At 72.5% G+C, this 12,628-nt stretch carries 9 protein-coding genes; 2 read left to right on the top strand and 7 right to left on the bottom strand.

Going from position 1 to position 12,628, the window contains the following annotated elements:
* Positions 1-35 precede the first annotated feature (35 nt).
* Positions 36-1,883 carry a dihydroxy-acid dehydratase gene (ilvD, locus tag TK50_RS08655; protein ID WP_082106222.1) on the top strand — a complete coding sequence of 616 codons (1,848 nt, stop codon included), beginning with the start codon at positions 36-38 and terminating at the stop codon, positions 1,881-1,883.
* 226 nt (positions 1,884-2,109) lie between these two features.
* Here the strand turns inward: ilvD and TK50_RS08650 are convergent, their stop codons facing one another.
* Positions 2,110-2,406 (bottom strand): hypothetical protein, encoded by a 297-nt coding sequence (locus TK50_RS08650; protein WP_043962259.1) that lies wholly within the window; start codon positions 2,404-2,406, stop codon positions 2,110-2,112.
* Positions 2,407-2,489: 83 nt separating this feature from the next.
* Here TK50_RS08650 and TK50_RS08645 point away from each other — a divergent pair, with 83 nt between their 5' ends.
* Positions 2,490-3,674 carry a DUF6236 family protein gene (locus tag TK50_RS08645; protein WP_043962258.1) on the top strand — a complete coding sequence of 395 codons (1,185 nt, stop codon included), beginning with the start codon at positions 2,490-2,492 and terminating at the stop codon, positions 3,672-3,674.
* A 184-nt stretch (positions 3,675-3,858) separates the two neighbouring features.
* Here TK50_RS08645 and TK50_RS08640 read toward each other — a convergent pair whose 3' ends face one another.
* The 6 genes from TK50_RS08640 to TK50_RS08615 all read right to left on the bottom strand — a co-directional run bounded on the left by TK50_RS08640 (position 3,859) and on the right by TK50_RS08615 (position 12,551).
* Positions 3,859-5,547: a SulP family inorganic anion transporter gene (locus tag TK50_RS08640; protein WP_043962257.1), complete on the bottom strand. Its 1,689-nt coding sequence runs from the start codon at positions 5,545-5,547 to the stop codon at positions 3,859-3,861.
* Positions 5,544-5,939, bottom strand: a complete 396-nt coding sequence (locus TK50_RS08635; protein WP_043962256.1) for an ArsR/SmtB family transcription factor — start codon at positions 5,937-5,939, stop codon at positions 5,544-5,546. The genes TK50_RS08640 and TK50_RS08635 overlap by 4 nt, the downstream gene beginning before the upstream one ends.
* A gap of 90 nt (positions 5,940-6,029) precedes the next feature.
* The gene (locus TK50_RS08630) at positions 6,030-8,045 is read right to left on the bottom strand and encodes an FAD-dependent oxidoreductase (RefSeq protein ID WP_052503665.1); all 2,016 of its coding nucleotides are present in this window, start codon (positions 8,043-8,045) and stop codon (positions 6,030-6,032) included.
* 158 nt (positions 8,046-8,203) lie between these two features.
* On the bottom strand, positions 8,204-10,639 hold the full coding sequence (locus TK50_RS08625) for a glycoside hydrolase family 2 protein (RefSeq protein WP_043962255.1): 2,436 nt from the start codon (positions 10,637-10,639) through the stop codon (positions 8,204-8,206).
* On the bottom strand, positions 10,636-11,478 hold the full coding sequence (locus TK50_RS08620) for a carbohydrate ABC transporter permease (RefSeq protein WP_043964122.1): 843 nt from the start codon (positions 11,476-11,478) through the stop codon (positions 10,636-10,638). Before TK50_RS08620 ends, TK50_RS08625 begins: the two co-directional genes overlap by 4 nt.
* Positions 11,479-11,543: 65 nt before the next feature.
* Positions 11,544-12,551: a carbohydrate ABC transporter permease gene (locus TK50_RS08615; protein WP_043962254.1), complete on the bottom strand. Its 1,008-nt coding sequence runs from the start codon at positions 12,549-12,551 to the stop codon at positions 11,544-11,546.
* Between the last annotated feature and the right edge of the window lie 77 nt (positions 12,552-12,628).

The raw sequence follows: 12,628 nt of genomic DNA, 5'->3' as shown, positions 1-12,628 counted from the left end.
GCGGCGGCCCGTCCGGCGGTGCAAGACTGGTACCCATGCCTGAGCTGCGGTCGAGGACCTCCACCCACGGTCGGACGATGGCCGGCGCCCGGGCCCTCTGGCGGGCCACCGGGATGACCGACGACGACTTCGGCAAGCCGATCGTCGCCATCGCCAACAGTTTCACCCAGTTCGTCCCCGGCCACGTACACCTCAAGGACCTCGGCGGCCTCGTCGCCGACGCGGTCGCGGAGGCCGGCGGGGTCGGCCGCGAGTTCAACACCATCGCCGTGGACGACGGCATCGCCATGGGCCACGGCGGCATGCTCTACTCGCTGCCCAGCCGCGAGCTGATCGCCGACGCCGTCGAATACATGGTCAACGCGCACTGCGCCGACGCCCTGGTCTGCATCTCCAACTGCGACAAGATCACGCCGGGCATGCTGCTGGCCGCGCTGCGGCTCGACATCCCCACCGTCTTCGTCTCCGGCGGCCCGATGGAGGCCGGCAAGACGGTGGCGATCGAGGGGATCGTCCACTCCAAGATCGACCTGATCGACGCGATGATCGCCTCGTCCAACGAGGCGGTCACCGACGACCAGCTCGGCGAGATCGAGCGGTCCGCCTGCCCGACGTGCGGCTCCTGCTCCGGCATGTTCACCGCCAACTCGATGAACTGCCTCACCGAGGCCATCGGCCTGGCCCTGCCCGGCAACGGCTCGACGCTGGCCACCCACGCCGCCCGCCGGTCGCTGTTCGTCGAGGCCGGGCGCACCGTCGTGGAGATCGCCAAGCGGTGGTACGACGGCGACGACGCCTCCGTGCTGCCCCGGCAGATCGCCAACCGGGCCGCGTTCGAGAACGCCGTCGCCCTCGACGTGGCCATGGGCGGGTCCACCAACACGATCCTGCACCTGCTCGCCGCCGCGAGAGAGGCCGAGCTGGACTTCTCCGTCGCCGACATCGACGCCGTCTCCCGCCGGGTGCCCTGCCTGGCCAAGGTCGCGCCGAACTCCCCGAACTACCACATGGAGGACGTGCACCGCGCCGGCGGCATCCCCGCCATCCTCGGCGAGCTGGACCGCGCCGGGCTGCTGCACCGCGACGTGCACTCCGTGCATTCCCCCTCCCTCGCCCAGTGGCTCGCCGACTGGGACGTGCGCGGCGGCTCCGCCACCCCGGAGGCGATCGAGCTGTTCCACGCCGCCCCCGGCGGGGTACGCACCACCGAGCCGTTCTCCACCACCAACCGCTGGTCGACGCTGGACACCGACGCGGCCAGCGGCTGCGTGCGGGACCGCGAACACGCGTACAGCGCCGACGGCGGGCTGGCCATCCTGCACGGCAACCTCGCCCCGGACGGCTGCGTGGTGAAGACCGCCGGCGTGCCCGAGGAGTGCCTGACCTTCCGCGGCCCGGCCAAGGTCTACGAGTCGCAGGACGACGCCGTCACGGCGATCCTGGCCAAGGAGATCGTCGCCGGCGACGTGGTGGTGATCCGCTACGAGGGCCCGAAGGGCGGCCCCGGCATGCAGGAGATGCTCTACCCGACCTCGTTCCTCAAGGGGCGGGGGCTGGGCCGCTCCTGCGCGCTGCTCACCGACGGCCGGTTCTCCGGCGGCACCTCGGGGCTGTCCATCGGGCACGTCTCCCCCGAGGCGGCCTCCGGCGGCCTGATCGCCCTGGTCGAGCCCGGCGACGAGATCGTCATCGACATCCCGGGCCGGACGATCGAGCTGAACGTGCCCGACGACGTGCTGGAGGCGCGGCGCATCGCGCAGGAGAAGCGCCCCAAGCCGTACACGCCGGCAGACCGGCAGCGCCCGGTGTCGGCGGCGCTGAGGGCGTACGCGTCGATGGCCACGTCGGCCAGCGACGGCGCGTACCGCCGCGTGCCGGAGTGAGGTGAAAGGAGGGGCCCCTTGTTGACGCCTGGCGTCTAGCGGGGCCCCCTTCTCACCGCCCGGCGGTCCCCGCCCGGGCAGGCCCGGGTGCCTGCGGCACGCCGGCCGCGGCCGATCGTGGACAGTTCCCGCACGCAGCGAACGGCAACTGTCCACGATCCACTCTCATGGAAGCGAAGGTCTCCGCTGGCCGGTCGGCGGTGGATGCCGGCTCAGCGGTTCCGGGTCAGGGCGATGAATCGGACCACCTCGGGTCAGAGGCTGGCGAACTCAGGAAAGCCCTCCAGCTCGGGGCGGCGGGCACCCGGTCGAGGATGGCGTCCACGACCTCCAGCAACTCCACCGTGCCGCGCGCCACGTAGACCCCGGGCCGGCCGGCGAACGAGCGCGCCCACTCGTGCGGTGCAACCCCGAGGGTGGCGAGCACCTGATCGTTGCCGGGGGTGATGCCGGAGAGCAGCACCGGGTAGTCGTCGATGAAGGCGCAGATCGATACCCTCGGCCTCCAAGCCGTCGTCACCATTGGCACATCGCCCGCCGGCACCAATAGGCATCGATTCCGTGGGATCCTCTGCATGGCGGACAATTGAACGGCGGTCGATCGGGATGCAGATCAACGACATCGGGCTGTACTACCCGTACTTCCACGTCCGGGACGACACCTGGCTGAAGGCCGCGGCGCTCTACCTGCCGCAGGTCGCGCGAATCCGACCGCCGGGCTATCCGGTACGCGACTCGGAGACAGCCAATGTGCTGCGTGCCGAGCTCGACTTCCTTCTCGACGTCGACCCAGGCCCGCAGGCCGCGAGCACAGCCCGGGAGTTCGGCGAGCTCGTTCAGCAAGACACCGAGGCGCTGGAGCGCTACCTGCTCCCTGACTACCCGGGAGGCGGTGGCTTTGGGATAGAAGTCGATAACCCGTGGTTTCAGGATGAGGCACGTTTCGCGTGGATCCACGCCAGCCAGCTGGGAGACAACAGGGCGTTCATCGAACTGCTGCGCGATCGCGGGCTCGCGACGATGACACGGTTCGATCCCCTGACGGGGATACGGGACGACGCGCAATGGGTGGGAATGCACCCGCGCCTGGTGGCCGTGTACTCCTGTGCCTTGGCGCAGCGGATCTCCCGGGCCAACCAACTGCTACCAGTGACGCACGATCTACGGCTGTTCGCTCTGCCCGAGGACTGGACAGTGCAGGAGTTGGGCGCGGCGCTGGTGAATACCCGGCCGCCCGGTGCCTCCTCATCCAGCAGTTCGGTGCTGTACGCCGGCGCGGCGCTCCAATCCGTGCTGCCCGCAGGCCTGGAACACGTGCCCGCACAGGACATCGTCCGAGCACGGCGGACGTTGGCCGCCGAGTTCGATGCGTTTCGTGTGCACCTGACGGGCTTGGCGGAGGAGTTCGCGCGGCTGGACGGTATCGAGGATCCCGAGATCCTCAGGGCGCGGCTAGCGGCAATGGTCGAGTTGGACCTGCGCAGCTCGGTCCGGGAACTCGAACAGGGCCTACGCGCGCTGCGCATGGAGCCGATCAGGGCGATGTTCGGCTTGAAGTCCCTGGAACTGCCGACGGTGGCGGCCCTTGCCGCGCATGCCCTGAACTTCTCACCGATGATCGGCGCTGGCGGACTGCTCGCCGTCCAGGCCTTCACGGCTGTCCGTGCGGCCCGTAAGTCGGCAGGTGAGCGGCGCTCCAGTGCGGCCGGCTACCTGCTCGGGCTCCGCGCCCAACTCGATCCGCCGAGTGCCCTGGAGCGCGCCCGACGGATCGTGACCGGCAGGGGCTGATTCAGGACTCGTGCTCGGTGCGGCGGAGGGTTCGCCGTACGCCGGGGTGACAGGTGGCGAGGCGGTTGACGGTGACCACGGTGGTGCTCAAGGTCATGTCGGGGAGGTGGGGGTGTCCCGGGCGCGGGATACCCCCACCTCCCCGACATGACGCGTCGCTGAGCGACGCGGCGGCCGGCGGCCGTCAGGCGGTGGCCGCGCCCTGCAGCAGGCCGCGGGCGTACGCGATGGCGGCCGGGGTGTCCGGGAAGACCAGCCCGTCGCGGCGCAGCTCGTCGGCCACCCCCAGCGTGGCGAGCACCTGGTCGTGGCCGGGGGTGATGCCGGAGAGCAGCACCGTGATCCCCCGGCCGCGCAGCCGCCGGATGGCGTCGCCCAGCACGTGTGCCCCGGTGGCGTCCAGCGCGGACACCCGGGACATCCGCAGGATGACCACCCGCACGTCGGCGACGTCGGAGAGCTGGAGCAGGAAGGTGTGCGCGGCGGCGAAGAAGAGCGGCCCGTCCAGCCGGTACGCCACGATGTGCTCGTCGAGCAGCGCGTGCTCCTCGGCGCTGTGCTCGCCCCGGTCGAGGGGCACCTGCTCCAGTCTGGCGCTGCGGGCCACCGCGCGCAGCGCGATGACGATCGCGACGGCGATGCCGACGGCCACGGCGGTCACCAGGTCCCAGATCACGGTGACGGCGAAGGTGAGCACGAGCACCAGCGCGTCGCCCCGGGTGGCGCGCGCGAGGGCCAGGAGCGAGGCGGCCTCGACCATCCGTACGGTGGTGGCGAGCAGCACCCCGGCGAGCGCCGCGAGGGGGATGCGGCCGACGAGCGGCGCGGCGGCGAGCACGATCGCGGCGAGCGCGACGGCGTGGGTCAGCGCGGCCAGCTTCGACGACGCCCCGGCGCGCACGTTCACGGCGGTGCGGGCGATGGCGGCGGTGGCCGGGATGCCGCCGAACAGCGGGGAGGCGAGGTTGGCCAGCCCCTGCCCGAACAGCTCCTTGTCGGGGTCGTGCCGTTCGCCGACGGTCATCCCGTCGGCGACGGTGGCCGACAGCAGGCTCTCCAGGGCGGCGAGGGCGGCGACGGCGAGCGCGGAGGGCAGCAGTACGCCCACCGCGCCGGGGTCGAGGAAGCCCAGCGACGGCGCGGGCAGCCCCTGCGGCAATGCGCCGATGCGGACCAGGTCGACCGGCGCGGTCTCCGCGAGGATCGTCGCGGCGGCGACCCCGAGCAGGGAGAACGGCACGCCGGGCCGCCAGCGGCCGCCGAGCAGCATCAGCGCCGCGACGCCGAGGGCCACCGCGAGGGCCGCCGGCCGGGGGTGTACGACGAACCGGGCGACCGCGTCGGCGGCCACCGCCCACACCCGGTCGCCGTGCGCGTCGGTGACGCCGAGCGCGGCGGGCACCTGTTGCAGGGCGATGACCACGGCGATGCCGGCGGTGAAGCCCTCGATGACGGGGGTGGGCAGGTAGCGGACGTACCGGCCGAGGCGGGCCAGCGCGAGGGCGATCAGGACGAGGCCGGCCAGCGCGCCGACCATCAGCACCCCGGCCGGGCCGAACTGCTGCACCACGGGCACCAGCACCACGGTCATCGCGCCGGTGGGGCCGGAGACCTGGAGGTTGGAGCCGCCGAAGACGGCGGCCACGGCACCGGCGACGACGGCGGTGACCAGCCCCGCCTGTGCGCCGAGCCCGGAGGTGACGCCGAAGGCGAGGGCCAGCGGCAGGGCGACGATCGCCACGGTGAGGCCGGCGAGCAGGTCGCGGCGGGGCGAGCGGCGTACCGCGTGCCAGTCGGCGCGGCCGGGCAGCAGGCCGAGGACGCGCTCGCGGACGGCGACTGCCGCGGAGGTGGCGGCTGTGGCGGCGCTCACCGGGCCGCGCCGGGCCGCGAGCCGGTCTCCCCGCTGGAGGCCGGAGCCGAGCCGGCAGCCGGCACGGCGTCGGCGCGCAGCTCGTCGAGGAGGGCGTCGCGGTCGGTGAGGACCGCGCCGAGGATGCGCCGCCCGGCGGCCAGCAGGTCGGCCACGTCGGGGGTGCTGAGGGAGTACATGACCAGGGGGCCGTCGCGGTGGGAGGCGACCATGCCAGCGCGGCGCAGCACGGCGAGCTGCTGGGAGAGGTTGGACGCCTCGACGTCGATGGCGGCGAGCAGGTCGCGGACGGGCTTCGGCCCGTCCTGGAGCAGTTCGAGCACGCGGATGCGCACGGGGTGCCCGAGGGTGCGGAACAGCTCGGCCTTGGCCTGGTACAGCGGCACGGACACCTGGGGACCCCCGGCTCGACGACCCATACGTGAAGACTTTACCACTTGCAGAAGTCTTCAAGTCGCGAGCCGGGGCACCCCGCGCCCCGGTCAGGCCGTCGGGACGAACCGGACCGCGTCGGCCACCACGTACCCGTCGGTGGCCTCCGTGCGGATCAGCACGCTGCCCGCCGAGCCCGCCGCGAACTCGTACGCCCCGAGCGACACCCACTGGCCGCCCGAGCCGCGCTGGTCCACCGTGCGGGTGGTCACGCCCCCGGCGTGCGCCACGTCCACCGGGACGTTGCTCGCCCGGTTCGGATCGGCCGTCCAGCGCAGGTGGACCGTCCACGTGCCGGCGGCCGGCAGCGCCGGGGTGAAGCGCAGCCGGTTGACGCCCTTGCCGGTGTTGCCGTCGTGCTCGTAGTCGGTGCCGTAGTAGCCGCCGACGGCGGTGCTGCCCACCCAGGCCCCGCCCCGGGTCACCCCGGCCGAACGGTTGTCGACCACGATCTCGCCCTCGGTGACGGGCGGCCAGGTGAGGATCTGCCCGTCGGCGCGCAGCCGGGCCTGGAGTGCGCCGACGTCGACCCGCTGCGCCGGCACGCCCGCGTCCAGGGCCAGCTTCGCCGCCGTCGCGGCGGACTGGGCGAGGATCATGAACACCGGCTCCATCCGGATCGAGCCGTACGCGATGTGGCTGGCCGCCAGGCAGACCGGGACGAACAGGTTCGCGCACTGCCCCTGCGCGGGCACGATCGACCGGTAGCTGACCGGGTACGGCCCCGGCACCCCCACCTGCACGTCACCCTCGTTCTTCACCACCCCGTTCACCACCACCCGCTGGCAGTTGTGCGAGTCCATCGTGTAGCTGGCCAGGCCGACCGAGTCGGCGACCCGCACCGCGCCCCGGCAGTCCCGCTCCGTCATCACGTAGTCGGCGAGCATCCGCCGCGCCTCGCGGACGTACAACTGGGGTGGCCAGCCGCCGGTGGCGGTGAACTCGTCGGCGGCCAGGCCCCAGGCGGCGGTGTCGGCCCGGACCGACGCCGGCAGCCGGGGGTCGTTGGCCAGGAACCACAGCAGGCCCTGCTGGTACGCCCGGTGCTCGGCCACCATGCTGTCCCGCTGCGCCCAGGTGGCCGTCGGATACCCGTGGCTGGCCCCGATGAAGTCGGTGGAGAACGCCCCGGTGTTGTTGGAGTCGGTCTTGCCGCCGCCGACGCTCTGGGTGGTGAAGAACGGGCCGGTGTAGCCGGCCTGCACGTAGCGCAGCAGCAGCTCGTAGTCGGCCGGGTCGTAGCCGGCCGGCTTCGGGAACGGGATCCGGTCGGCGGCCCGGGTGAGGCACATCCGGAAGTTGTACGCCTGGATCCGGTCGTCGCCGGTGCCGTTGGGCGCGACGGGGGCGGCGGAGATGCCGGGGAGCAGGCCGCTCGCCGCGTTGCCCGGCACCACGTACGGGTCGACGGGCAGGGTGAACTGGTGCGCCCCGCGCAGCTGCACCCCGTTGATCGTCTCGCCGTACACCGAGTTGGCCTCCCGGCCCACCGTGTACGACACCCCGGCCGCCGCCATGAGGTCGCCCTCGTACGTGGCGTCGACGTACATGCCGCCCGCGAAGAGCTGCCCGTTGTCGGTGGCCAGGCCGGTGAGCCGGTCGCCGGCGCGGGTCACGGAGGTGAGCCGGGTGTCGAGGTAGACCGGGATCGCGTGCTCGGCGAGCAGGTCGGCGAAGACGGCGGCGGCGACGTGCGGCTCGAAGACCAGCCGCATCGGGGAGGTGGGCGTGACGGCCGTGCCGGCGTACTTCGCGTGGACCCGGCGGTAGAACTCCCCGGCGAGGCCGCCGATGGCGGCGCTGGTGCCGCTGTCGGTGTAGCCGAGGCCGCCGGTGGTCAGCCCGCCGACGTGGCCGCCCGGCTCCACGATCAGCGCGGTGCGCCCCAGCCGGCGCATCTGCACGGCGGCCATGATCCCGGCCGACGTCGCGCCGTAGACGACCAGGTCGGCGGTGACCGTGGCGGCGGCGAGGGCGGGCAGGCCGAGGCCGGTGGCGGGGGCGGCGACGAGGAGGGTGGCGCCGCCGAGGCGCAGCAGGTGGCGGCGGTCGAACGAGAGCGGCATCGCGCAGGCCCTTCGGGGAAAGGGGAAGGCGCGCGCCGCCGCACCTCGGGAACGCATCGACTCTCGTGCATGAACTCGGCCACTGTCAAGCGCCTGCGGGGTGTTTGGAGGGGCCCCTTCCTATACAGGAAGCGTCAACAGGGGCCCCTCCTTGCACCTCAGTTGACCGTGCGCAGGACCGGGCTTGTGGTGAGCGCGGCGGCGTCGAGCGGGCGCGGGGCCCGCACCGTGAACGTCGCCGACTCCCCCGGCAGCAGCGTCACCAGGGCCTCGTCGACCTCGGCGGCCGGGTCGAGCCGGTCCGGGAACAGGGTCAGGTCGCGCAGGAACGTGCGGGCGGTGACGCGTACCCGCTGCCCGCCGTCGACCTCCTCGACCGTGGCGTCGTACTCGGCCGCCGGCCAGTCGGCGTCGCGGTCCTCGGCGAAGAACCAGAACGCCCGCCCGGCGTCGCCGTCGGCCTCGGCGACCAGCAGCTCCCGCCGGGCCTGCTCCGGCCGGGCCAGGTCCGCCGGCAGCGCCAGCTCCACCGTCGCGTACGCGGGCACGTCGAGGTCGTACGTCGACTTCGCCCTCGGCTCGCCGTCCGCCGTGACCCGGGTGACGGCGGCGGGGGCCCGCCACGGCCGCCCGGTCTCGTTGACGGCCACCAGCGCCAGCCCGCCGTCGCGGGGCTGGACGGTGAGCAGCCGGTCGGCGTACGCACGGCGCAGCGCGTACCACAGCGGTTTGCGCCGGCCGTCGCCGTCGACGGCCGCCCAGGAGGTGACCGGCCAGCAGTCGTTGAGCTGCCACACGATGGTGCCCATGCACACCGGCCGGTGCGAGCGGAAGTGCTCCACCCCGAGCTGGATGGCGCGGGCCTGGTTGAGCTGCGTGAAGTAGTGCCACTCGGCGAAGTCGGCCGGCGGGGGCAGGTGCGCGTCCAGGCCCCGCTGGAGCTTCGCGTCGCCGTCGATGGCCTTCTGGTGGTGGGCCATCCCCGGCGAGTCGGGGGCGAGCGGGTCGTCGGAGATCGCCCGGCGCAGCGTCGCGTACGCCGGGGGCGCCTGGTAGCCGAACTCGGCGACGAACCGGGGCAGGTACTCGCGGTACTTCGTGTAGTCGTCGGTGTTCCACACGTCCCAGATGTGCATGCTGCCGCGCGCCGGGTCGTTGGGGTGGACGTCCTCGCTGCCCGACCAGGGGCTGCCCGGCCAGTACGGGCGGGTCGGGTCCAGCTCGGCGACGACGCGGGGCAGCAGCTCCAGGTAGTAGCCCCGGCCCCAGGTGCGGCCGGCGAGGCGCTCCTGCCAGCCCCAGTCGTGCCAGGCCCAGATGTTCTCGTTGTTGCCGGTCCACAGCACCAGCGACGGGTGGGCGGCCAGCCGGGTGACCTGTTCGCGCGCCTCGGCCTCCACCTCGGAGCGGAACGGCTCCTCCTCCGGATACGCCGCGCAGGCGAACAGGAAGTCCTGCTGCACCAGCAGCCCGAGGGAGTCGGCCAGCTCGTAGAAGTCCTCCGACTCGTACCGGCCGCCGCCCCACACGCGCAGCAGGTTGATGTTCGCCCCGACGGCCTGGTCGAAGCGGTGCGCCAGCCGCGCCCGGGTGACCCGGTTCGGGAACGCGTCGTCGGGGATCCAGTTGACCCCCCGGGCGAACACCGGCACGTCGTTGACGACCAGGGTGAACGCGGAGCCGTGAGCGTCGGGTGCGGTGTCCAGGCGCACGGTGCGGAAGCCGATCCGGCGGGACCAGGCGTCCAACTCCCGGCCGTCGGCGGCGTGCAGGGTCACGTCGAGGGGGTGCAGCGGCTGGTCCCCGTACCCCCGGGGCCACCACAGCGCGGGGTCGCGGACCTCGACGGTCAGCACGGCCGTGCGCTCCCCCGCCGCGACGACGGCCTCGGCGGCGGACCCGGCCACCGTCGCGCGGACGGTGACGGGCTCGTCGGCGGCGCGCTCGACCTCGACGACCACCTCGACCCGGCCGACGCCGTCGGCGACGGTGACCAGCGGCCGGACCGTCGCGAGCCGGGCCGTGGACCAGGCGTGCAGGCCGATGTCCTGCCAGATGCCGGCGGTGACGACCGTCGGCCCCCAGTCCCAGCCGAAGTTGCAGGCCGTCTTGCGGATGAAGTTGAAGGGCTCGGGGTACGCGTTGGGCCGGTCGCCGAGCCGGTCCCGGTGCGCCTCGGCGTAGCGGTACGGCGAGTCGAACCGGACGGTCAGCGTGTTGGCCCCCGGCCGCAGCGCGTCCGCCACGGCGAACCGGTAGCCCCGGTGCATGTTCTCGGCGCGGCCGACCTCGACGCCGTTGACGGCGAGCGTGGCGACCGTGTCGAGGCCGGCGCAGACCAGGTCGACCCGGTCGGCGTCGCCGGCCGGCGCGTCGAACGTGGTCTCGTAGACCCAGTCGGTGCGCCCGATCCACGCCAGCGCCGTCTCGTTGTCGTCGAGGTACGGGTCGGGGATCAGCCCGGCGGCGAGCAGGTCGGTGTGCACGCAGCCGGGCACGGTCGCCGGGACCGACCGGCCGGCCACCTGCGGCGGCACCTGGCCGCCGGCGACGGCCCGCAGCAGCCAACCCTCGTGCAACGATTGCCGGATCAAGACTTCACCGCGCCTTCCATGATTCCGCGGACGATCTGACGCCCGCCGACGAACAGCATGACCAGCAGGGGGATCGTGGCGACGAACGCGCCGGCCAGCACCCGCCGGTAGATCACGTAGTTGCCGCTGGCCAGGTCGGAGATGGCCACCATCGAGGTGGGGAAGTCGGTGCCGCTGAGCGTGATCAGCGGCCACTGGAAGTCGTTCCAGGTGGCCACGAACGTGAGCAGGCCGAGCACCGCGAGCGCGGGCCGGATCGCCGGCAGCACCATGCTCCAGTAGATCCGCATGGTGGTCGCCCCGTCCACCCGGGCCGACTCGATTAGCTCGTCGGGGACGGAGTTGACGATGAACTGCCGCATGTAGAACACGCCGAACGCGGTGACCAGGCCGGGCGCGATGACGGCGAGCAGGGTGCCGTTCCAGCCGAGCTTGCCCATCACGATGTAGAGCGCCACGATGCCGAGCTGGTTGGGCACGGTGAGGGTGAGCACCACGAACAGCATCAGCCACCCACTGCCCTTGAAGCGCAGCTTGGCGAACGCGAACCCGGCCAGCGAGCAGAAGAACAGCACCGAGGCGGTGACCACGGTGGAGACGATGAAGCTGTTGATCAGGCCGGCGGCGAAGAAGACGTCCTGGAGGGAGAAGACCTCGTCCAGGTTGACCAGGAACTGGTTGCCGGGCACGACCGCCGGGGGGATCTTCGCGAGGGCCTCGTCGTCGCTGGTGGCGATGACGAACATCCAGTACAGCGGGAAGACCGAGAACAGGATCGTCACGGCCAGCAGCAGGTACGTCCCGAGGCCCGCCGGGGTGTCCTGCGGGGCGCGGCCCATCAGCCGGGCCCGGCTGCCCCGGGGCGCGGGGGCCTGCTCCACGGGCCTCGGCGCGGTGTCGACACTCATTTGCGCCCTCCGGACAGGCGGCTCGTCAGCCAGGTGTTGATGCCGGCGACGACGAGGATGATCAGGAACAGGGCCCAGGACATCGCGGCGGCGTAGCCGAGGTTGAGGTCCTTCCAGCCCACCTTGTAGATGAGCTGGGCGATGGTCTGCCACTCGCCGTTCGGGCCGCCGGTGGCCGCCTGCGCGTTGAGGTCGAACAGCATCGGCTCGGTGAAGAGCTGGAGTCCGCCGATGGTGGAGAGCACGACGGTGAACACGACGACCGGCTGGATCATCGGCACGGTGATCCGCCAGAGCTGCTTCCACGGGCCTGCGCCGTCGATGGCCGCCGCCTCGTAGACGTCGCGCGGGATGGACTGCATCGCCGCCAGGTAGAGCAGCGCGTTGTAGCCGATCCACTTCCAGTTGACCATGGTGGCGACGGCGATCCAGGAGTGCAGCTTGTCGGCCCGCCAGTCGATCGGGGCGTCGCCCCCGCCGAACGGGCCGAGCAGCCAGTTGGCCATGCCGAAGTCGCGGGAGAAGAAGACGCTGAACACCATCGTGGAGGCGACGATCGGCGTGACGTACGGCAGCAGGATGCCGACCCGCCACCAGGTCTGGGCGCGCAGCCTGCGGTTGAGCAGCGAGGCGATCACCAGGGCGAGCAGCAGCTGCGGCAGCGAGGAGAGCAGGAAGATGCCGAACGTGTTGTAGAGGGCGTTCCAGAAGTCCTCGTCGCCGGCGAGCCGGGCGAAGTTGTCGAACCCGGCCCAGTACGGCAGCGTCGGGTCGTCCAGCTCGTAGTTGCGCAGCGACACCACGCCGTTGAACAGCAGCGGGAACAGGCCGAAGACGGCGAACAGCAGGAAGAACGGCGCGATCATCAGGTACGGCATGTAGCGCATGTCGAAGCGGTACAGCCGGTTGCGCCAGGTGAGCCGCCGCTCGTCGGCCCCGGATCCGCCGGTGCCGCGCTCGGGCGCGGAGCGGGGGGACGGTGGCGCGGCGCGGGTCGTGGACATGGGGACGCTCCAGGGCCGGTCGGACTGTCGGGGGTGTCGGGGAGGGCGTCGCCCCGGCCCCGCGCCGGGGGGCGACG

The organism is Micromonospora haikouensis (genome assembly GCF_000876225.1).
GTDB lineage: Bacteria > Actinomycetota > Actinomycetes > Mycobacteriales > Micromonosporaceae > Micromonospora > Micromonospora haikouensis.
Note: the sequence above shows the minus strand (reverse complement) of the source record. Positions and strands in the feature narration are given on the sequence as shown.

Bases quoted from the DNA above. Each gene is read 5' to 3' on its own strand.
- TK50_RS08650 (WP_043962259.1), bottom strand. From the start codon at position 2,406: ATGGTGACGACGGCTTGGAGGCCGAGGGTATCGATCTGCGCCTTCATC.
- ilvD (WP_082106222.1), top strand. From the start codon at position 36: ATGCCTGAGCTGCGGTCGAGGACCTCCACCCACGGTCGGACGATGGCC.
- TK50_RS08620 (WP_043964122.1), bottom strand. From the start codon at position 11,478: ATGGGCCGCGCCCCGCAGGACACCCCGGCGGGCCTCGGGACGTACCTG.
- TK50_RS08615 (WP_043962254.1), bottom strand. From the start codon at position 12,551: ATGTCCACGACCCGCGCCGCGCCACCGTCCCCCCGCTCCGCGCCCGAG.
- TK50_RS08630 (WP_052503665.1), bottom strand. From the start codon at position 8,045: ATGCCGCTCTCGTTCGACCGCCGCCACCTGCTGCGCCTCGGCGGCGCC.
- TK50_RS08645 (WP_043962258.1), top strand. From the start codon at position 2,490: ATGCAGATCAACGACATCGGGCTGTACTACCCGTACTTCCACGTCCGG.